Genomic DNA, 20,591 nt, shown 5'->3' with positions numbered 1-20,591 from the left:
GGGCCTCACCGGTCCGCTCCCGGGTCGTTGCCCGCTGCCAGGGTGAAGGCGTCCGGGTCGGGTGGGGGCCACTCCTGGGCGAGGCCGGTCGTCGCCCACTTGCCGTCCTCGCCCGACACCAGCAACTCGGCCACGTCCAGCACGTGGTGGCCCGCCATCGACGGCAGGCAACTGCCCTTCGCCGGGCCGATCGCCGCGGCCCACTCGGCCGGGATCGCCGACGCGCCCCTCGTCGCTCCCGCCAGCGCCCCCGCCACCGCCGCCGTCGTGTCCGCGTCCCGGCCCATGTTCACGGCCGTCAGCACCGCCTCCCGGAAGTCGCCGTCCGCCGCCGCGTACGCGCCGAAGGCGAGGGCCACCGCCTCCGGGGCCAGGTCGGTCCAGGGATAGCCGCCGATGACGACGGAGGAGCGGACGGCGAGTTCGCCCCGGTGGGCCACCGCCACCGCCCTCCTCAAGGACCTCGCCGTCCAGCTGTCGTCCGGGATCACTGCGAGCGCGGAGGTGACGACGGCGATCGTGGGGGCGCCCGCCATCGCCGCCGCCACTCCCGCCGCGACCGCCTGGCCGCCGTAGATGCCCTCGCCGTCGTGGCTCACCGAGCCGTCGACGGCCACCAGGCGGGCGGCCTCCGCGGGACGGCCCGCCGCGAAGACCCCGAAGGGGGCCGCCCGCATGGCCAGGCCGTCGCTCCAGGCGTGGCGGTGCTGGGCGGAGATGGGGGCGGCCAGGCCCCGGCGGAGGTTCTCCAGGGTGCCGCGTTCGCTGAAACCGGCTCCGCGGAACGGGCCCTCGTCGCGATCCGCGATCCACTCGTGCCAGGCGGTCTCCACATGGGCGGGGGTGAGGGCCGAGCCGTGGCGGGCGAGGAGCAGGCCGGAGAAGATCGCGTACTCCGTGTCGTCCGTGCCGGCCGGTTCGTCCGTCACGTAGCCCTCGATACGGCCCCAGCGGGCGCGGATCTGCGAGGGCTTCATGTTCTCGGCGGGGGCCCCGAGGGCGTCCCCGACCGCCAGGCCCAGCAGGGCGCCGCGGGCCCGCTCGCGGAGTTCGGCGGTGTCCTGGGGTGGCGGGACCGAGGGAACGCGGGCGATCGATGTCATGCGCGGCCTCTCCACAACGGGGAGCAGGGGAGGTTCCCGCCAGGCGCGGAACCTTTTGCCGCATATGTCCCACCGTCGGCGGTTGACCTGAGCCTCCCTGCCTCCAACGTCACCCGGTCGACATCTGAGCAGCACCATGATCGTCTGCGCATTCGAAAGGTAAAACCGCAGGTTAGCCCAGCCTTTCCTTGCTGGCGGCCGGGAATGGAGCGACGTACTGTGGGCGTTGTTAAGAATTAGAACGTGTCCAAAGTTAGCTTTGGCTTAGCTTCCCTGGGGGAACCGGAATGGCCGTCATCGACATCGAAGCGCCCCTCCACGAGGCGCACCGCGACAACCACACCCACCGGGACGTCAACGGCGGCTGGCTCAGGCCCGCCGTCTTCGGCGCCATGGACGGGCTGGTCTCCAACCTCGCCCTGATGTCCGGGGTCGCGGGCGGCGCCGTCGGTCAGCACACCATCGTGCTGACCGGGCTGGCCGGGCTCGCCGCGGGTGCCTTCTCCATGGCCGCCGGTGAGTACACCTCCGTCGCCTCCCAGCGCGAGCTGGTCGAGGCCGAGCTGGACGTGGAGCGCCGGGAGCTGCGGAAGCACCCGCAGGACGAGGAGGCCGAGCTGGCCGCCCTGTACGAGGGCCGGGGCGTCGAACCCGAGCTGGCCAGGGAGGTCGCCCGGCAGTTGTCGAAGGATCCCGAGCAGGCCCTGGAGATCCACGCCCGGGAGGAGCTGGGGATCGACCCGGGCGACCTGCCCTCGCCGCTGGTCGCCGCCGTGTCCAGCTTCGGCTCCTTCGCCCTGGGCGCCCTGCTCCCCGTCCTGCCGTACCTGCTCGGCGCGACCGCGCTGTGGCCCGCCGTGCTGCTCGCCCTCGTCGGACTGTTCGCCTGCGGTGCCGTGGTGGCCAGGGTGACCGCGCGGACCTGGTGGTACAGCGGACTGCGGCAGCTCGCCCTGGGAGGCGCGGCGGCCGGTGTGACGTACGCCCTGGGCAGTTTGTTCGGAACGGCCGTAGGATAGTGCCACCGCTACTTATGCGTTGGGCCGCATAAGTAGCCGTTACTCGCTGGTTTCGGCGGCATCACCGTTGGGAATGAGCCGTAAGCACTGTGGGCAATGACGCTTGCGGCGCACTCGCGGGGTCGGCGACGACGCCTTCACCGCCCCTTGGGTCGACGGACCATGATCTGACCGATCGGTCCGGCTCGGCCCCCACATACTTCAGGCCACGTGTGCGGTACCCCCCTCGCACCGCGTGGCGTCCGCATGTTGGAACGGAGTATCCGGTTCCCGAGATCCGCTCCATCATGTAACCTGCACGAAATTTTGCACTCACGCAGAGGGCCAACGTCGTCCCTCGGCAATTTGAAATATGCCAATTGACGACGACGGGAGAGCCGATGCGTACGCCGCGCCAGCCGTCCCAGCACTCCACGAATGGCCAGAAGTGGTCCTTCATGGATGCTCGCCCTGCTGCGCAGGGTATGTACGACCCCCGCAACGAGAAGGACGCCTGTGGCGTCGGTTTCGTGGCCACCCTCACCGGCGAGGCGAGCCATGCGCTGGTCGAGCAGGCGCTCACGGTTCTGCGCAACCTGGAGCACCGCGGTGCCACCGGCTCCGAGCCCGACTCGGGTGACGGCGCGGGCATCCTGTCCCAGGTTCCGGACGCCTTCTTCCGTGAGGTCGCCGGCTTCGAGCTGCCCGCGGCCGGTGCGTACGCCGTCGGCATCGCCTTCCTGCCGGAGGACGGCACCGAGGACGCCGTCTCGAAGATCGAGACGATCGCCGGCGAAGAGGGCCTCACGGTTCTCGGGTGGCGTGAGGTTCCGGTCGCTCCCGAACTGCTCGGCGCGACCGCCCGCTCGACGATGCCGGTCTTCCGCCAGGTCTTCGTGACCGACGGTTCCGCCGCGCCTGCCACGGACATCGACCTCGACCGCAAGGCCTTCGTGCTGCGCAAGCGCGCCGAGCGCGAGGTCGACGTGTACTTCCCCTCGCTGTCCGCGCGGACCATCGTCTACAAGGGCATGCTGACCACCGGTCAGCTGGAGCCCTTCTTCCCGGACCTGTCCGACCGCCGCTTCGCCTCCGCGATCGCGCTCGTGCACTCCCGGTTCTCCACGAACACCTTCCCGTCGTGGCCGCTCGCGCACCCGTACCGCTTTGTCGCGCACAACGGTGAGATCAACACCGTCAAGGGCAACCGCAACTGGATGGCGGCCCGCGAGTCGCAGCTGGTCTCCGACCTGTTCGGCAACGACGCCCAGGCCATCGAGCGCGTCTTCCCGATCTGTACGCCGGACGCCTCCGACTCGGCGTCCTTCGACGAGGTCCTCGAACTCCTGCACCTGGGCGGCCGTTCGCTGCCGCACTCCGTGCTGATGATGATCCCGGAGGCGTGGGAGAACCACGACTCCATGGAGCCGGCCCGCCGCGCCTTCTACCAGTTCCACTCCAACCTGATGGAGCCCTGGGACGGTCCGGCCTGCGTCACCTTCACCGACGGCAAGCAGGTCGGCGCGGTCCTCGACCGCAACGGCCTCCGCCCCGGCCGCTACTGGGTCACCGACGACGGCCTCGTCGTCCTCGGCTCCGAGGTCGGCGTCCTCGACATCGACCCCGCCAAGGTGGTCCGCAAGGGCCGTCTCCAGCCCGGCCGGATGTTCCTCGTGGACACCGTCGAGCACCGCATCATCGAGGACGACGAGATCAAGGCCGGTCTCGCCGCCGAGCAGCCGTACGCGGAGTGGCTGGAGGCCGGCGAGATCGAGCTCGGCGACCTGCCCGAGCGCGAGCACATCGTGCACACCCACGCCTCGGTCACCCGCCGCCAGCAGACCTTCGGCTACACCGAGGAGGAGCTGCGCGTCCTGCTCGCGCCGATGGCCAAGGCCGGTGCCGAGCCGATCGGTTCGATGGGCACCGACTCGCCGATCGCCGCGCTGAGCGAGCGCCCGCGGCTGCTCTTCGACTACTTCACCCAGCTGTTCGCGCAGGTCACCAACCCGCCGCTGGACGCGATCCGCGAAGAGCTGGTGACCAGCCTGCGCTCCTCGCTGGGCCCGCAGGGCAACCTGCTCGACCCGAGCGCCGCCTCCTGCCGCTCCGTCGTGCTGCCCTTCCCGGTGATCGACAACGACGAGCTGGCCAAGCTCATCCACATCAACGCCGACGGCGACATGCCCGGCTTCAAGGCCGCGACCCTCTCCGGCCTGTACCGGGTCTCCGGCGGCGGCGACTCCCTCGCCGCCCGCATCGAGGAGATCTGCGCCGAGGCCGACGCCGCCATCGCCAACGGCGCCCGGCTGATCGTGCTCTCCGACCGCCACTCGGACGCCGAGCACGCGCCGATCCCGTCGCTGCTGCTCACCGCGGCCGTCCACCACCACCTCATCCGCACCAAGCAGCGCACCCAGGTGGGCCTGCTGGTCGAGGCCGGTGACGTCCGCGAGGTCCACCACGTCGCCCTGCTGATCGGCTTCGGCGCCGCGGCCGTGAACCCCTACCTCGCCATGGAGTCCGTCGAGGACCTCCTGCGCGCGGGCACCTTCCTGAACGGCCTGGAGCCCGAGCAGGCCATCCGCAACCTGATCTACGCCCTGGGCAAGGGCGTACTGAAGGTCATGTCGAAGATGGGCATCTCGACCGTCGCCTCCTACCGCGGCGCCCAGGTCTTCGAGGCCGTCGGTCTCGAAGAGGGCTTCGTCCAGAAGTACTTCAGCGGTACCGCCTCCAAGATCGGCGGCGTCGGCATCGACGTCATCGCCAAGGAGGTCGCCGCCCGGCACGCCAAGGCGTACCCGGCGAGCGGCATCGCGCCGGCGCACCGCGCGCTGGAGATAGGCGGCGAGTACCAGTGGCGCCGCGAGGGCGAGCCGCACCTGTTCGACCCGGAGACGGTCTTCCGCCTCCAGCACTCCACGCGCGCGGGCCGCTACGACATCTTCAAGAAGTACACGGACCGTGTGAACGAGCAGTCCGAGCGGCTCATGACGCTCCGCGGACTCTTCGGCTTCAAGTCCGACCGCCGGCCGATCCCCGTCGACGAGGTCGAGCCGGTCTCCGAGATCGTCAAGCGCTTCTCCACCGGCGCCATGTCGTACGGCTCCATCTCCAAGGAGGCGCACGAGACCCTCGCCATCGCCATGAACCAGCTGGGCGGCAAGTCCAACACCGGTGAGGGCGGTGAGGACCCGGAGCGCCTGTACGACCCGGCCCGCAGGTCGTCCATCAAGCAGGTCGCCTCCGGCCGCTTCGGTGTGACCTCCGAGTACCTGGTCAACGCGGACGACATCCAGATCAAGATGGCCCAGGGCGCCAAGCCCGGCGAGGGCGGCCAGCTGCCCGGCCACAAGGTCTACCCGTGGGTCGCCAGGACCCGGCACTCGACCCCGGGTGTCGGCCTGATCTCCCCGCCGCCGCACCACGACATCTACTCGATCGAGGACCTGGCCCAGCTGATCCACGACCTGAAGAACGCGAACCCGCAGGCGCGGATCCACGTGAAGCTGGTCTCCGAGGTCGGCGTCGGCACGGTCGCGGCGGGTGTGTCGAAGGCCCACGCGGACGTCGTGCTGATCTCCGGTCACGACGGTGGTACGGGTGCCTCCCCGCTGACCTCCCTCAAGCACGCCGGCGGTCCCTGGGAGCTCGGTCTCGCCGAGACCCAGCAGACCCTGCTGCTCAACGGCCTGCGCGACCGGATCGTCGTCCAGACCGACGGCCAGCTCAAGACCGGCCGGGACGTCGTCATCGCCGCGCTGCTCGGCGCCGAGGAGTTCGGTTTCGCGACCGCGCCGCTCGTCGTCTCCGGCTGCGTCATGATGCGCGTCTGCCACCTGGACACCTGCCCCGTCGGCATCGCCACCCAGAACCCGGTGCTCCGCGACCGGTTCACCGGCAAGGCCGAGTACGTCGTGAACTTCTTCAAGTTCATCGCCGAGGAGGTCCGCGAGATCCTCGCCGAGCTGGGCTTCCGCTCCATCGAGGAGGCCGTCGGCCACGCCGAGACCCTCGACGTGACCCGCGCGGTCAATCACTGGAAGGCACAGGGCCTGGACCTGGAGCCGCTGTTCCACGTGCCCGAGCTGCCCGAGGGCGCGGTGCGCCACCAGCTGATCGAGCAGGACCACGGCCTGGAGAAGGCGCTCGACAACGAGCTCATCAAGCTCGCCGCCGACGCCCTGGCCGCCGACTCGGCGACCGACGCCCAGCCGGTGCGCGCCCAGGTCGCGATCCGCAACATCAACCGCACGGTCGGCACCATGCTCGGCCACGAGGTGACCAAGAAGTTCGGTGGCGCGGGTCTGCCCGACGACACCATCGACATCACCTTCACGGGCTCGGCCGGCCAGTCCTTCGGCGCCTTCCTGCCGCGCGGTGTCACGCTGCGCCTGGAGGGCGACGCCAACGACTACGTCGGCAAGGGCCTCTCCGGCGGCCGCGTGATCGTCCGTCCCGACCGGGGCGCCGACCACCTCGCCGAGTACTCGACGATCGCAGGCAACACCATCGCCTACGGCGCGACCGGCGGCGAGCTGTTCCTGCGCGGCCGTACCGGTGAGCGGTTCTGTGTCCGCAACTCCGGTGCGCTGGTGGTCTCGGAGGGCGTGGGCGACCACGGCTGCGAGTACATGACCGGCGGTCACGCGGTGGTCCTCGGCGAGACGGGCCGCAACTTCGCGGCCGGCATGTCCGGCGGCATCGCCTACGTGATCGACCTGGACCGCGACAACGTCAACATCGGCAACGTGAACGCCGTGGAGGCGCTGGACGACGCCGACAAGCAGTGGCTGCACGACGTGGTGCGCCGCCACCAGGAGGAGACCGGCTCCACGGTCGCCGAGAAGCTGCTCGCCGAGTGGGACACCCCTGGAGGAGGGGTCGAGCGCTTCAGCAAGATCATCCCCAGCACGTACAAGGCAGTGCTCGCCGCCAAGGACGCCGCCGAGCAGGCGGGACTCTCCGAGTCCGAGATCACCGAGAAGATGATGGAGGCGGCGATCAATGGCTGACCCGAAGGGCTTCCTGAACCACGGCCGTGAGGTCGCCAAGTCCCGCCCCGTCGACGTCCGTCTGAAGGACTGGAACGAGGTCTACGTCCCCGGCTCCCTGCTGCCGATCATCAGCAAGCAGGCCAGCCGCTGCATGGACTGCGGCATCCCGTTCTGCCACAACGGCTGTCCGCTCGGGAACCTCATCCCCGAGTGGAACGACTACGCCTACCGCGAGGACTGGGCGGCGGCCTCGGAGCGCCTGCACGCGACGAACAACTTCCCCGAGTTCACGGGGCGGCTGTGCCCGGCTCCCTGCGAGTCGGCGTGTGTGCTCGGCATCAACCAGCCGCCGGTCACCATCAAGAACGTCGAGGTCTCGATCATCGACAAGGCGTGGGACACCGGTGACGTGGCGCCGCAGATCCCCGAGCGCCTGTCCGGCAAGACCGTCGCGGTCATCGGGTCGGGACCCGCCGGTCTCGCCGCCGCCCAGCAGCTGACCCGGGCCGGTCACACCGTCGCCGTCTACGAGCGCGCGGACCGCGTCGGAGGCCTCCTCCGGTACGGCATCCCCGAGTTCAAGATGGAGAAGCGGCACATCAACCGCCGTATCGAGCAGATGCGCGCGGAGGGCACCCGCTTCCGTACCGGCATCGAGATCGGCCGCGACCTCAAGGCGACCGACCTGAAGAAGCGGTACGACGCCGTCGTCATCGCCGCCGGCGCCACCACCGCGCGTGACCTCCCGGTCCCCGGCCGCGAGCTCAAGGGCATCCACCAGGCCATGGAGTACCTGCCGCTGGCGAACAAGGTCCAGGAGGGCGACTACGTCACCTCCCCGATCTCCGCCGAGGGCAAGCACGTCGTGGTCATCGGCGGCGGCGACACCGGCGCCGACTGCGTGGGCACCGCCCACCGCCAGGGCGCCGCCTCGGTGACGCAGCTGGAGATCATGCCCCGCCCGGGCGAGGAGCGTGCCCCGCACCAGCCGTGGCCGACCTTCCCGATGCTGTACAAGGTCACCTCCGCGCACGAGGAGGGCGGCGAGCGGGTCTACTCCGTGTCGACGACCCACTTCGAGGGCGACGAGGACGGCAACGTCCAGTGGCTGCACCTCAGCGAGGTCGAGTTCATCGACGGCAAGCTGACCCCGAAGCCGGGCACGGAGCGCAAGATCCCCGCCCAGCTCGTCACCCTCGCGATGGGCTTCACCGGCACCGACCGGGAGAACGGCCTGGTCGAGCAGTTCGGCCTGGAGCTCGACGAGCGCGGCAACATCGCCCGCGACGCCGACTTCCAGACCAACGTGCCGGGCGTCTTCGTCGCCGGTGACGCCGGCCGCGGCCAGTCGCTCATCGTGTGGGCGATCGCGGAGGGCCGTTCGGCCGCCCGCGGCTGCGACCGCTTCCTGACCGGTGCGAGCGAACTGCCCGCGCCCATCCGGCCGACCGACCGGTCCCTGATGGTCTGACGGCCACCGAGCGTCCCGTACAAAGGCGTACGGAACACTGACGGCGCCTGCCTCCACGTCCCCGACCGGACCGGAGGCAGGCGCCGTCGCATGCGCTCGTACGGCACCTCTCCTACGGCACCTCGAACGTCTCCCCGTACACCTGCCAGGTCAGCGGGGTCCGCAGCTCCAGGTTCCCCTCGTCGAGGAAGCGCCGTTGGGCGGTGTCCACGCGGGTGGTGTCGATGTCCGCGTCGCGGGTGCGCATGGCGTCCGCGCGGATGTCGAGGAAGGTGTCCAGGTAGTCCTTCTCCGAGCCGCCCTCTGTTGGGCTGTCGGCCTGGCGGAGGGCGCGTTCGCGGATGCCGTAGAAGCCGGTGGCGTCGGTGCCGGGGCCGTGGAAGACCATGGCGTCGTAGTAGGCGAACTGGCCGAGGGAGCCGAGTCCGTCGAGCTTGGCGAGACGGACCGCGGGATCGAAGTACACCCGGTCGCGGGCCGAGTCCTGCGCCTTCTGGAAGGCCGGGACCTCGGCCTCCGCCTTCCAGGCGGCCGGGAAACCCGGGTCCAGGCCCTCGTGGGAGTCCGTGCCGTCGACCGCGCGCAGCGCGGGCAGGTACCGCGCCAGACCGTTGCCGGGGTGGGCCTTCGTGTAGTCCTCGACGAGGGTGAGCAGGTCGTTGGTGCCGGTGCAGAAGCCGATGATGCCGGCGGTGTAGCCCTGGCCGTCGCCGATGTCCTCGATGTAGGCGTAGGCGCTGCGCCAGTCGAGGGTGGAGTTCTCGGCGCTCGCCACGAGCTGCTGGGCGAGTTCCTTCTTGCCGGGCGCGGCCAGCCCGGGCGGCAGGGCGGTGACGACCAGGTCGTCCTCCGCACTCCTGGCGCCCGCGGGCCGCTCGGCCCACGACTTGGCGCCCTGAGCGCTCCTGGCGTCCTCGGCCGTCTGCGACCGGTAGGCGGAGGAGAGGTCGGGCCCCGCTCCGTCGGCGCCGGAGTCCTCGGGCGTGAGGAGGTAGACCGACGCCGTGACGAGTGCGGGGACGGCCGCGAGGAGCAGCAGGCGGGCGCGTCTCACACTGCTCCCGTCAGTTCGGTGACCTTGGCCCAGGCGGACACCAGGAGCACCACCAGCAGTACGGCGCACGCGCCCGCCTGGACCAGGGTGCGACGGCCGTCCCGGGGAGCGTACGCGTAGGCGAGGGTGACGGCGGCTCCGGCGAGCAGCCCGCCGAGGTGGCCCTGCCAGGACGTCAGCCACGCGGAGAGCACCAGCCACAGCAGCAGGCCCGTCATGAAGCGGTTGACCTGGGCCATGTCGGCGCCGAGCCGGCGGGCCATCACCCAGTAGGCGGCGCCGAGTCCGAAGATCGCGCCGGACGCGCCGAGCGTGGGCTCGGCGGGCGCGAGCAGCAGGACGAGGACCGAGCCGCCGAGCGCCGACAGCAGGTAGAGGGCGAGGTAGCGGACCCGCCCGAGCTGGGTCTCCACCACGCGGCCGATGTTCCACAGCGACACCATGTTCATCACGATGTGCAGGATCCCGAACGTGCCCTCGGTGGGCGGCAGATGGAGGAACGCACCGGTCAGCAGCCGGTACCACTCGCCGTCGGCGACCCCCACGGCGTGGAAGGCGTCGGGGTGGGAGGCCTGCCACACGTAGTGGCCGCCGTCCGGGCCCACCAGACCGACGCCCAGCATCTCGAACCGGTCCACGATCGCCGGGCGCACGAGTTCACCGGCGTAGGCCAGGACGTTGAGGCCGATGAGGACGTACGTCACCAGGGGCACGGCCGTGATCCGCCCGCCGAACACGGTCCGGGCCTGCCGCACCGACCGCGCCCCCTCCCGTACGCACTCGGGGCACTGGTGGCCCACGGCCGCCTCCCGCATGCAGTCCGGGCAGATGTACCGCTCGCAGCGGGTGCAGCGGACGTGGGACTCCACCGTGCGATGGCGGTAGCAGGTGGTGACGGTGGATTCGGGCTCCACGGCCGGCTCCTCGAAGTGGCGGTGACGATGATCGAGCCGGTGGGGTCGGCAGCGAACAAAATAGCGAACGCGGGTGAGGGCGCGGAGCGGCGGGGCCCTGGTCGTGATCATCCGCCGGGCCGTGTCCGCCCCGTTGGCTGCGCCGTACCGCCGTGGCACTCTGACAGTGATCCGACGGGGAGGCGACGACATATGGACGGCGCACGATCGGTGAACCAGGCGGCCCGGTCCGAGGCCGGCAAGGGCGAGAAGCTCGCCGACTGGGCGGACGGGCGCCTCGGCCTGTACGCGCTGGCCAAGGCCAACATGCGCAAGGTCTTCCCGGACCACTGGTCGTTCATGCTGGGCGAGGTCTGCCTCTACAGCTTCCTCATCCTGATCCTCACGGGCGTCTACCTCACGCTGTTCTTCGAGCCCAGCGGCGTCGAGGTCGTGTACCACGGCTCCTACGAGCCCCTCAACGGCGTGGTGATGACCCGGGCCTACGAGTCCACGCTCGACATCAGCTTCGACGTGCGCGGCGGCCTGCTGATCCGGCAGATCCACCACTGGGCGGCACTCGTCTTCGTCACCGGCATGCTCGTGCACATGATGCGGGTGTTCTTCACCGGTGCCTTCCGCAAGCCGCGCGAGCTCAACTGGGTGTTCGGCTGGACCCTGCTGTTCCTCGGCATCATCACCGGCCTGACCGGCTACTCCCTCCCCGACGACCTGCTCTCCGGCACCGGCATCCGCTTCGCCGACGGGGCGATCCTGTCGATCCCGATCGTCGGGACGTACCTGTCGTTCTTCCTGTTCGGCGGGGAGTTCCCCGGCCACGACATCATCCCGAGGCTCTTCCCGATCCACGTCCTGGTGCTGCCCGGGATCATGCTCGGCCTGGTGGTCGCCCATCTGATCCTGGTCTTCTACCACAAGCACACCCAGTACCCGGGGCCCGGCCGCGACAACAGGTCCGTGGTCGGCATGCCGTTCCTGCCGGTCTACATGGCCAAGGCGGGCGGCTTCTTCTTCCTGACCTTCGGGGTGCTGGCCCTCATGGGCGGGCTCGCCCAGATCAACCCCGTGTGGGCGTTCGGGCCGTACAGCCCGCACCTGGTGACCACCGGCGCCCAGCCCGACTGGTACCTCGGCTTCTCCGAGGGGCTGATCCGGGTGATGCCGGGATGGGAGATCAACTTCTGGGGCCACACCCTGGAACCGGGCGTCTTCATCCCCTTCTCCCTCTTCCCGCTGATCCTGCTCGCGATCGGGGTGTACCCCTTCGTCGAGGCGTGGGTCACCGGGGACAGGCGCGAGCACCACATCCTGGACCGGCCGCGCAACGCCCCCGTCCGCACGGGCCTCGGGGTCGCCTGGCTGAGCCTGTACGTGGTGCTGCTGATCGGCGGCGGCAACGACATCGTGGCCACGCATCTGCACCTGTCCATCAACGCGATCACCTGGTTCGTGCGGGTCTCCGTGTTCGTGGTGCCGGTGCTCGCCTTCGTGGTCACCAAGCGCGTGTGTCTCGGGCTCCAGCGCCGGGACCGGGACAAGGTGCTGCACGGGCGGGAGACCGGCACCATCAGGCGGCTCCCGCACGGGGAGTTCGTCGAGGTCCACGAGCCCCTCTCGCAGGCACAGCTGCACACCCTCACCCAGCACGAGCAGGAACCGCCGTACGAGATCGGTCCGTTGGTCGACGCCAACGGGGTGCGGCGGCCGGTCAGGCGCTCCCAGCGGGTGCGGGCCGGGCTCGCGCGGGCCATGTTCGGGCCCGACACGCGGATCGCCAAGCCGACGGCGGAGGAGTTCCGGGAGATCACCAGCGGCGACCACCACTGAGGACGGTGGCACGGCACTCGTCGGGGCTGCCCCAGGCGGTGCGCAGGGCGCGGGCCCTGGTGAGCCACAGGGACAGGTCGTACTCCGCCGTGTACCCGATCGCGCCGTGGAGCTGGAGCGCGGTACGGGCCGTCCGGTACGCCGCCTCGCACGCCGTGACCTTGGCGGCGGCGACGTCCTCCGCGGTCATCGTCAGGGCGGCGCCGAGGAGCAGGGGACGCGCGAACTCCAACGCGATCCTCGCGTCCGCCAGTTGGTGCTTGACCGCTTGGAAGGAGCCGATGGGCACGCCGAACTGGGTGCGCCCCTTCACGTACGAGACGGTCCGGTCGAGGAGGGCGAGGCCCACGCCGAGGGCCTGGGCGGCGGTGGTGAGGCGGGCGATGAGGAGGGCGGCGGTGACGGGCGGGTGCGCGGTGAGCAGTTCGCCGCCCGGTGCCAGCGCGGTGAACCGGCGGGCGGGGTCGAGCGAGGGACGCACCGGGCCGTGGCCGGGGGCGAAGTACAGGCCCTCGGCGGTCAGGGAGAGACGGACGTCCGCTGCCTGGCCGTCCAGGGCGTACCCGCCGTCACGGGAAACGGTGGCCATCGTCTCTCCCGCGGCCAGCGCCGGGAGCAGTCGCTTCGCCGCGTCCGGTGCGGTGAGCAGTGCCGCCGCCGTCACGGTCTCCACCAAGGGACCCGGTACCGCGTGCCGCCCCAACTCAACGAACGCCAGGGTGAGTTCGAGAGGGCGCGGTCCCAGTCCGCCGTATGCCTCGGGCACTGCCAGGGCGAACACCCCCGCATCGGCGATACGGCCCCACAGCGCGCGTCCGCCGGTGTGGTCGCCCCGGCTCCAGTCCCGTACGACGGACGGGGTGCCGGCGGCCGAGAGCATCGCGTTCAGGGAGGCGGCGAAGTCGCGCTGCCCGGCGTCGGGGAGGAAGCGCATCAGCGGCGTCCCTTCGGCAGACCCAGCAGGCGTTCGGCGATGATGTCGCGCTGGATCTCGTTGGTGCCGGCGTAGATCGGGCCGGCGAGGGCGAAGACATAGCGCTCGGACCACTCCGGGTCCTCTTCCTCGCCGAGGAGATCCAGGGCCGTCTCGGTGAGCGCGATGTCGTACTCGGACCAGAAGACCTTGTTCAGACTGGACTCGGGGCCGAGCCGCTCGCCGTCCAGGACACGGGCGGCGGCCGCGTAGGTGAAGAGCTGGTAGGCGCGGGCTCCGATCAGGGCGTCCGCGACCCGGTCCCGGGTGGCCGGTGGGGCGTCGAGGGACGTCCAGAGCGCGAACAGCCGGTCGGCGCCCGCCAGGAAGCGGCCCGGTGAGCGCAGCATCAGACCGCGTTCGTTGCCCGCCGCCGACATCGCGATCCGCCAGCCCTGGCCGGGCTCGCCGATGACGTCCTCGTCCGGCACGAACACCTCGTCCAGGAAGAGCTCGGCGAAGGCCGGCTTGCCGTCGAGGCGGCGGATCGGGCGGACGGTGACACCGGGTGCCCGCAGGTCGAACATCAGGTAGGTCAGGCCCTGATGGGGGCTCGGGGCGTCCGGGTCGGTGCGGAAGAGCCCGAAGGCGCGGTCCGCGAAGACCGCCCGGGAGGACCAGGTCTTCTGCCCGCCGAGCAGCCAGCCGCCGTCCGTGCGCACCCCCTTGGAACGCAAGGAAGCCAGGTCCGAGCCCGCCTCCGGCTCCGACCAGGCCTGCGCCCAGACCACCTCGCCGGTGGCCATCGACGGCAGCACGCGCGCGCGTTGCTCCGCCGTGCCGTGGTCGAAGAGGGTCGGGGCGAGCAGGCTGACGCCGTTCTGGCCGACGCGGCCGGGCGCACCGGCCGCGTAGTACTCCTCCTCGAAGACCAGCCAGCGGACCAGCCCGGAGTCCCGGCCGCCGTACTCGACGGGCCAGTCGACCACCGACCAGCGGTCCGCGGCCAGTTCGGCCTCCCAGGCGCGGTGGGCCGCGAAGCCCTCCCGGGTCTCCAGGGACGGCAGGGGAGTGGCGGGCACATGTGCGCGCAGCCACGCCCGGGCCTGAGCACGGAAGGCATCGTCCTCCTGCGTGAACGCCAGATCCATGGACACCCGTCCTTCCCTAACAAGTGTTTGGTAGGTTAGCGTGGCGCCATGACAGGCGTCGAGAGTCCGGCGTACGAGCCGGGGCACGGGCTGCTGGCGGGACGCACCGCCGTCGTCACCGCAGCCGCCGGTGCGGGCATCGGCGGGGCGACCGCGCGCCGCTTCCTGGAGGAGGGCGCGCACGTCCTGATCAGCGACGCGCACGAGCGGCGCCTGAAGGAGTGCGCGGCGGCCCTGGCCCGCGAGTTCCGTGGCACGGTGACGTCCCTGGCGTGCGACGTCACCGACGAGACCCAGGTGGGAGCACTCTTCGACACGGCCGTCCGCAATCACGGGCGACTCGACATCGTCGTCAACAACGCGGGCCTGGGCGGCACTTCGGAGCTCGTCGACATGACCGACGACCAGTGGACCCGGGTCCTGGACGTCACGTTGAACGGCACCTTCCGCTGCACCCGCGCGGCCCTGCGGCGGATGCGGGACACCGGCGGGGTGATCGTCAACAACGCCTCCGTCGTCGGCTGGCGCGCCCAGGCCGGACAGGCCCACTACGCCGCCGCCAAGGCCGGGGTCATGGCGCTCACCCGGTGCGCGGCCCTGGAAGCGGCCCGGTACGGCGTCCGCGTCAACGCCGTGTCGCCCAGCCTCGCCATGCATCCGCACCTGGTGAAGGTCACCTCGGCCGAGCTGCTGGAGGAGCTCACCGCGCGCGAGGCCTTCGGGCGGTACGCCGAGCCCTGGGAGGTGGCCAACGTGATCGTGTTCCTGGCGTCCGGCTACTCCTCGTACATGACGGGCGAGGTCGTCGCCGTCAGCAGCCAACACGCCTAGGACAATGGACGATGTGCCGACCAAGAAGACGCCCCAGGTGAGCGCCGCCGCCCCCGCGCGCCGCCGTGAACTCCTCGACACCGCCGCCGAGGTCTTCGCCGAACAGGGCTACAACGCCACGACCGTACGCAAGATCGCGGACCACGCGGGCATGCTCGCGGGCAGCCTCTACTACCACTTCGACTCCAAGGAGTCGATGCTGGAGGAGATCCTGCGGACCTTCCTCGACGAGCTCTGGGAAGGCTACGACACCGTCCTGAGCGCCGAACTCGGCCCGCGCGAGACGCTGGAGGCCCTGGTCACCGAGTCGTTCCGGGAGATCGACCGGCACCGGGCCGCCGTCGCGATCTACCAGAAGGAGAGCAGGCACCTGGTGGCGCAGGAGCGGTTCGCGTTCCTCGCCGAGTCGCAGCGCAGGTTCGAGAAGGCCTGGCTGTCCACGCTGGAGCGCGGGGTCGCGGCCGAGGTGTTCCGGGCCGACCTCGACGTCCGGCTGACCTACCGGTTCGTGCGCGACACCGTGTGGGTCGCCGCGTCCTGGTACCGGCCCGGCGGACAGCACAGCCCGGAGGAGATCGCCCGGCAGTACCTGTCGATGGTGCTGGACGGGATCGCCGTACGCACGTAACCCACTGGGGAGTCGCCATGGCCGAGGCCTACATCGTCGAAGCGGTCCGTACGCCCGTAGGGCGACGCGGGGGAGGACTGAGCGGGGTCCACCCGGCCGATCTGGGCGCCCACGTGCTGAAGTCGCTGGTCGAGCGGGCCGGGGTCGATCCCGGCGCCGTGGAGGACGTCGTCTTCGGCTGCCTCGACGCGGTCGGGCCGCAGGCCGGGGACATCGCGCGGACCGCGTGGCTCGCGGCCGGGCTGCCCGAGGAGGTGCCCGGGGTGACCGTGGACCGGCAGTGCGGGTCCTCGCAGCAGGCCGTGCACTTCGCCGCGCAGGGCGTGCTGTCCGGGACGCAGGACCTCGTGGTCGCCGGCGGGGTGCAGAACATGTCGATGATCCCGATCGCCTTCGCGACCCGGCAGGCCGCCGAGCCGCTCGGGCTGACCCAGGGCCCCTTCGCGGGCAGCGAGGGGTGGCGGGCGCGGTACGGGGACCGGGCGGTGAACCAGTTCGTCGGCGCCGAGATGATCGCCGGGAAGTGGGGGATCAGCCGCCAGGACCAGGAGGAGTTCGCGCTGCGGTCCCACCGGCGGGCGCTGCGGGCCATCGACGAGGGGCGCTTCGAGCGCGAGACGGTGGCCTACGGTCCGGTCGCGGTCGACGAGGGCCCCCGCCGGGACACCTCGCTGGAGAAGATGGCCGGGCTGAAGCCGGTGATCGACGGCGGCACCATCACCGCGGCCTGCTCCTCGCAGGTCTCCGACGGGGCGGCGGCCATGCTGCTTGCCTCGGAGCGGGCGGTACGCGAACACGGCCTCACGCCCCGCGCGCGCGTGCACCACCTCTCCGTGCGCGGCGAGGATCCCATCCGCATGCTCACCGCCCCCATCCCGGCCACCGCGCACGCCCTGAAGAAGACCGGTCTCACCATCGACGACATCGACCTCGTCGAGATCAACGAGGCCTTCGCGCCGGTGGTGCTGGCCTGGCTGAAGGAGACGGGGGCCGACCCGGACAAGGTCAACGTCAACGGCGGCGCGATCGCCCTCGGCCATCCGCTGGGGGCGACGGGTGTGAAGCTGATGACGACCCTGCTGCACGAACTGGAGCGCACGGGGGGCCGGTTCGGCCTCCAGACGATGTGCGAGGGCGGGGGACAGGCGAACGTGACGGTCATCGAGAGGCTGTGAGGCGCTGGAGGACCTCCTCCGCCTCCTTCATGATCCGCTCCACCAGCTCCGCGCACGACGGCAGGTCGTCGATCACCCCGGCGACCTGCCCGGAGGCCATCACCCCCAGATCCGTGCGGCCGTCCACCATCGCCGACCTGAGGAGCACGGGGGTGTTGGCGGCGAGGAGGACCTGGCTCCAGGTGAGGTCCTTGCCGTGGCGCATCGCGCGGCCGTCGCGCAGGAGCCGGCGCCACGTCAGGCCGGAGAAGCGGCGGAAGGCGGCCGCGTGCCGGGCGGCCCGCAGCAGGGCGCGTGCCCGGCCCGCCCGTTCCAGGGAGTCCACCAGGTCCGTGCGGAGCATCCGGTGCGGCAGGCCGTCCACCGCCCTCGTCACCGTCACGTCCCGGACCGTCGCCGCCAGATAGCGTGCCTTCACCGCGTCCGGCACCGTCGAGTCCGAGGTGAGCAGGAACCGCGTGCCCATGGCGACGCCCGCCGCCCCGTACGCCAGCGCCGCGACCAGGCCCCGCCCGTCGAAGAAGCCGCCCGCCGCCACGACCGGGATGTCCACCGCGTCCACCACCTGCGGCAGCAGCACGGTCGTCGCCACCTCCCCGGTGTGCCCGCCGCCCTCCCCGCCCTGCACGATCACCGCGTCCGCGCCCCAGGCCGCGACCTTCTCCGCGTGCCGCCGCGCCCCGACGGACGGGACGACGACCACCCCCGCCTCCTTGAGCGTGCCGATCAGCTCGGCCGAGGGTGCCAGGGCGAAGGACGCCACCCGCACGCCCTCGTCGACGATCACCCGCACCCGGTCCCCGGCGTCCGCCGCGTCGGCCCGCAGATTGACCCCGAAGGGCGCGTCGGTACGGGACCGCACCTCCCGCACGGCGTCCCGGAGCTGGTCCAGGGTCATGGTCGCGGAGGCCAGGACGCCGAGCGCGCCCGCGTTCGCCGCGGCGGAGACCAGGCGGGGGCCCGCCACCCACCCCATCCCGGTCTGCACGATCGGATGGCGGACGCCGGTCAGCCGGGTGAGCGCGGTCTCCATCAGCCGGCCACCTCCCGGGCCCGGGTGTTGTGCGGATCGATCACCTCGCGGATCAACTCCAGTTCACGGGCGGTCGGTTCGCGCGTGTAGGGCACCTCGTCGGGGACCGCCAGATCGAAACCGGTGGCCTCCCGCACCTGTGCCACGGTGACGCCCGGATGCAGCGAGGCCAGCCGCATCGAGTGGTCCGGGCCGGCGAAGTCGAGGACAGCCAGGTCGGTGACGACCCGGGGGATGCGGTGGAAGCGTGCCCCGGCGGCACGGTCGTACCCCACCCCGCACACCATGTCGACCTTCTCCACGAACACCCGGCGGGAGTGCCTGGGGATCCAGTAACTGGTGGGGTTGTTCAAGGTGTTGACCGGTGCGCCCCGCACCCCGAGCAGCTGGCGTGCCGGTCTCGCCCAGTCGCCGATGCAGGAGATGTTCTGGTTGCCGTACCGGTCGATCTGGCTCGCACCCATCATCACGTGCCGCCGCCCGCCGGTGACCAGGGCGAGATGCTGCCGGTAGGGCAGCCAGCCCTCGGGCGTGCCGTCCGGGCGGACCAGCAGGGCCTCGCCGTCGGTGAGCAGCAGGTCGGGGGAGAAGGTGAGGCGGGCGAGCCGGGCGCCGACCGAGGGGACCAGCCCCATCGGGCTCGCCAGGATCTCACCCGCGTCCCGCCAGGCCTCGGCGCAGGCGATCACGCAGTACTCACTCCGGGTCGCGGTCATGGAGTCCTCCCCCGAGGTACCGTGCGGCGAACTCCGGCCAGGGCGTGGTCGCGTACTCCCGCTGCACGGTCTCGTCCCGGTCGTAGTCGGGGGCGCAGGAGGTGAAGTGCGCGCCGCCCGGAGCCTCGACCACGCCGGTGACCGTGTGCCGCTTGACCAGCAGCGACTGCGGCGGTGCCGCCTTGGTCAACTCGGCGGTGTCCACGATCCGTTCGCAGGAGAGGTACGCGGTGTCGGCCGCCTCGCAGAACAGGTCGTCGAAGTAGGGGTCGGGGCCGAGGCACTGGCCGTTGCCCAGCTTGTCGGCGCGGTTCACGTGCACCAGGGCGGCGTCCATGCGGAGCGCGGGCACGGCCACGAACGTCTCCTGGTCGGCGTAGGGCGAGGTCACCGTCCGCAGGTCCGGGTTGACCCGCATGACGTCCGAGCCGATCGCCGTCCGCACCGGCAGGAACGGCAGCCGGTTCGCGGCCGCGTGCAGGCCCCACATGAACATCGCCTCGTCGATCTCCGTGAGCTCGAACGCACCGGCCTCGCGGGCCGCCCGGTAGTGGGGTTCGAGGGGGATCGAGTCGAGGGTGACGAAGGCGGTGACGAGCTTGCGGACGCGCCCCGCGGCGGCGAGCATGCCGACGTCCGGGCCGCCGTACGAGACGACCGTCAGGTCGGTGACGTCCGAGCGCAGCAGCGCGCGCACCAGCGCCATCGGCTTGCGGCGCGAACCCCAGCCGCCGATGCCGAGGGTCATGCCGCTGCGCAGCTCGGAGACGACCTCGTCGGCCGTCATGGTCTTGTCGCTCACTCCGCCTCCCTGCCGAACCTGTCACGGACCCGGTCGGCGACCCCGCTGACGCTCGCCTCGTAGGTGAAGCCCTGCTCGTGGCGGTAGCTGCGGCGGACGTCGACCGGATCGATGCCGTTGATGGCGGCCTTGGCCAGACGCAGCAGCTCGCCGTCCTTCGCGGCGATCTCGCGGGCCGACTCCAGGGCGGTGGCGGCCAGTTCGTCCCGCGGGACGACCCTCCACACCGAGCCGTGCCGGTGCAGTTCGGCGGCGGTGACGGTGCGGGAGGTGAAGTACAGGGCGCGCATGAGGTGCTGGGGCACCAGCCGGGCCAGGTGGGTGGCCGCGCCGAGGGCCCCGCGGTCCAGTTCGGGCAGGCCGAAGACGGCGTCCTCGCTCGCCACGACCACGTCCGCGTTGCCCGCCAGGCCGACGCCCCCGCCCAGGCAGAAGCCCTGCACGGCCGCCACCACGGGCACCTCGCAGTCGTAGACCGCCGAGAAGGCCTCGAAGCAGCCGCGGTTGGCGCCCACGAGGGCGGCCGGGCCGCGCTTCTGGATCTCCTTGATGTCCACGCCCGCGTTGAAGCCGCGCCCCTCGGCCGTCAGCACCACACATCTGACCTGCGGATCGCGGCCCGCCGCGCGCACGGCGTCGGCCAGGGCGAACCAGCCGTCCACCGGGAGGGCGTTCACCGGCGGGAAGTCGACCCCGACCAGGACGATCCCCTTTTCCGGGGACGAGGTGGAGACACCCATGGCCGCATCAGCTACCTTTCCACCAAACGTTTGTTAGGTGAAGGGTAGCGGTGAATGGAGCTGAACGGGAGGGTCGTGGTCGTCACCGGCGGGACGCGCGGGGTCGGAGCCGGGATCGCCCGCTCCTTCGCGCAGGCGGGGGCGGACGTCGTCGTCTGCGCGCGCAGACCGCCCGAAGTGCCCTCGCCGGCAGGGCGGTTCGTGGAGCTGGACGTCCGGGACGGCGACGCGGTAC

The 20,591-nt window shown here is 71.3% G+C and carries 17 protein-coding genes; 8 read left to right on the top strand and 9 right to left on the bottom strand.

Translation table 11 applies throughout. From position 1 onward, the window contains the following. Positions 1–5: 5 nt before the first annotated feature. Positions 6–1,103 carry an ADP-ribosylglycohydrolase family protein gene (locus AOJ26_RS22705; RefSeq protein ID WP_053850179.1) on the bottom strand — a complete coding sequence of 366 codons (1,098 nt, stop codon included), beginning with the start codon at positions 1,101–1,103 and terminating at the stop codon, positions 6–8. Positions 1,104–1,390: 287 nt separating this feature from the next. On the opposite strand from AOJ26_RS22705, the gene AOJ26_RS22700 reads away from it, so the two are divergent. The 3 genes from AOJ26_RS22700 to AOJ26_RS22690 all read left to right on the top strand — a co-directional run bounded on the left by AOJ26_RS22700 (position 1,391) and on the right by AOJ26_RS22690 (position 8,572). Continuing rightward, a complete protein-coding gene (locus tag AOJ26_RS22700; RefSeq protein ID WP_053850178.1) occupies positions 1,391–2,122 on the top strand; it encodes a VIT1/CCC1 transporter family protein in 732 nt (243 codons plus the stop codon). A gap of 380 nt (positions 2,123–2,502) precedes the next feature. Further along, positions 2,503–7,119, top strand: coding sequence for a glutamate synthase large subunit (gene gltB / locus AOJ26_RS22695; protein WP_078959995.1), 4,617 nt, complete (start codon positions 2,503–2,505; stop codon positions 7,117–7,119). Next, the gene (locus tag AOJ26_RS22690) at positions 7,112–8,572 is read left to right on the top strand and encodes a glutamate synthase subunit beta (RefSeq protein ID WP_053850177.1); all 1,461 of its coding nucleotides are present in this window, start codon (positions 7,112–7,114) and stop codon (positions 8,570–8,572) included. Before gltB ends, AOJ26_RS22690 begins: the two co-directional genes overlap by 8 nt. A 112-nt stretch (positions 8,573–8,684) precedes the next feature. Here AOJ26_RS22690 and AOJ26_RS22685 read toward each other — a convergent pair whose 3' ends face one another. Together AOJ26_RS22685 and AOJ26_RS22680 are read right to left on the bottom strand one after the other, a co-directional pair. Further along, positions 8,685–9,626 carry a chitosanase gene (locus AOJ26_RS22685; protein ID WP_053850176.1) on the bottom strand — a complete coding sequence of 314 codons (942 nt, stop codon included), beginning with the start codon at positions 9,624–9,626 and terminating at the stop codon, positions 8,685–8,687. Continuing rightward, complete coding sequence (locus AOJ26_RS22680; protein ID WP_053850175.1) at positions 9,623–10,540, bottom strand: rhomboid family intramembrane serine protease; 918 nt, start codon at positions 10,538–10,540, stop codon at positions 9,623–9,625. The genes AOJ26_RS22685 and AOJ26_RS22680 overlap by 4 nt, the downstream gene beginning before the upstream one ends. A gap of 192 nt (positions 10,541–10,732) precedes the next feature. Here AOJ26_RS22680 and AOJ26_RS22675 point away from each other — a divergent pair, with 192 nt between their 5' ends. Next, entirely contained in the window at positions 10,733–12,367 is a 1,635-nt protein-coding gene (locus AOJ26_RS22675) for a cytochrome b (protein WP_053850174.1), read from the top strand. Here AOJ26_RS22675 and AOJ26_RS22670 read toward each other — a convergent pair. After that, complete coding sequence (locus AOJ26_RS22670) at positions 12,345–13,301, bottom strand: acyl-CoA dehydrogenase family protein (protein WP_053850173.1); 957 nt, start codon at positions 13,299–13,301, stop codon at positions 12,345–12,347. The two genes, AOJ26_RS22675 and AOJ26_RS22670, sit on opposite strands and share 23 nt — an antisense overlap. After that, positions 13,301–14,431 carry an acyl-CoA dehydrogenase family protein gene (locus AOJ26_RS22665; protein WP_053850172.1) on the bottom strand — a complete coding sequence of 377 codons (1,131 nt, stop codon included), beginning with the start codon at positions 14,429–14,431 and terminating at the stop codon, positions 13,301–13,303. The genes AOJ26_RS22670 and AOJ26_RS22665 overlap by 1 nt, the downstream gene beginning before the upstream one ends. A 48-nt stretch (positions 14,432–14,479) precedes the next feature. On the opposite strand from AOJ26_RS22665, the gene AOJ26_RS22660 reads away from it, so the two are divergent. The 3 genes from AOJ26_RS22660 to AOJ26_RS22650 are packed head-to-tail and all read left to right on the top strand — an operon-like array spanning position 14,480 to position 17,065. Next, on the top strand, positions 14,480–15,262 hold the full coding sequence (locus AOJ26_RS22660; RefSeq protein WP_053850171.1) for an SDR family oxidoreductase: 783 nt from the start codon (positions 14,480–14,482) through the stop codon (positions 15,260–15,262). Positions 15,263–15,275: 13 nt separating this feature from the next. After that, positions 15,276–15,890, top strand: a complete 615-nt coding sequence (locus AOJ26_RS22655; RefSeq protein ID WP_053850180.1) for a TetR/AcrR family transcriptional regulator — start codon at positions 15,276–15,278, stop codon at positions 15,888–15,890. A gap of 17 nt (positions 15,891–15,907) precedes the next feature. Beyond that, complete coding sequence (locus AOJ26_RS22650; RefSeq protein WP_053850170.1) at positions 15,908–17,065, top strand: acetyl-CoA C-acetyltransferase; 1,158 nt, start codon at positions 15,908–15,910, stop codon at positions 17,063–17,065. Here AOJ26_RS22650 and AOJ26_RS22645 read toward each other — a convergent pair. Genes AOJ26_RS22645 through AOJ26_RS22630 form a run of 4 tightly spaced genes read right to left on the bottom strand, consistent with a single transcriptional unit; the run spans position 17,049 to position 20,356 of the window. Continuing rightward, positions 17,049–18,098, bottom strand: a complete 1,050-nt coding sequence (locus AOJ26_RS22645; RefSeq protein WP_053850169.1) for an NAD(P)H-dependent flavin oxidoreductase — start codon at positions 18,096–18,098, stop codon at positions 17,049–17,051. The genes AOJ26_RS22650 and AOJ26_RS22645 overlap by 17 nt on opposite strands. Further along, the gene (locus AOJ26_RS22640) at positions 18,098–18,814 is read right to left on the bottom strand and encodes a CoA-transferase subunit beta (protein ID WP_053850168.1); all 717 of its coding nucleotides are present in this window, start codon (positions 18,812–18,814) and stop codon (positions 18,098–18,100) included. Before AOJ26_RS22640 ends, AOJ26_RS22645 begins: the two co-directional genes overlap by 1 nt. Beyond that, positions 18,795–19,616, bottom strand: a complete 822-nt coding sequence (locus AOJ26_RS22635) for a CoA transferase subunit A (protein WP_053850167.1) — start codon at positions 19,614–19,616, stop codon at positions 18,795–18,797. The genes AOJ26_RS22640 and AOJ26_RS22635 overlap by 20 nt, the downstream gene beginning before the upstream one ends. Continuing rightward, positions 19,613–20,356, bottom strand: coding sequence for an enoyl-CoA hydratase family protein (locus tag AOJ26_RS22630; protein ID WP_053850166.1), 744 nt, complete (start codon positions 20,354–20,356; stop codon positions 19,613–19,615). The genes AOJ26_RS22635 and AOJ26_RS22630 overlap by 4 nt, the downstream gene beginning before the upstream one ends. A 54-nt stretch (positions 20,357–20,410) precedes the next feature. Here AOJ26_RS22630 and AOJ26_RS22625 point away from each other — a divergent pair. After that, a partial coding sequence (locus tag AOJ26_RS22625; RefSeq protein ID WP_159044365.1) for an SDR family NAD(P)-dependent oxidoreductase occupies positions 20,411–20,591 on the top strand: 181 nt, incomplete at its 3' end.

Source organism: Streptomyces sp. NRRL B-24085 (genome assembly GCF_001282115.1).
Taxonomy (GTDB): Bacteria; Actinomycetota; Actinomycetes; order Streptomycetales; family Streptomycetaceae; genus Streptomyces.
The sequence above is the reverse complement of the archived record's forward strand: the minus strand, read 5'-3'. Positions and strand labels throughout refer to the sequence as shown.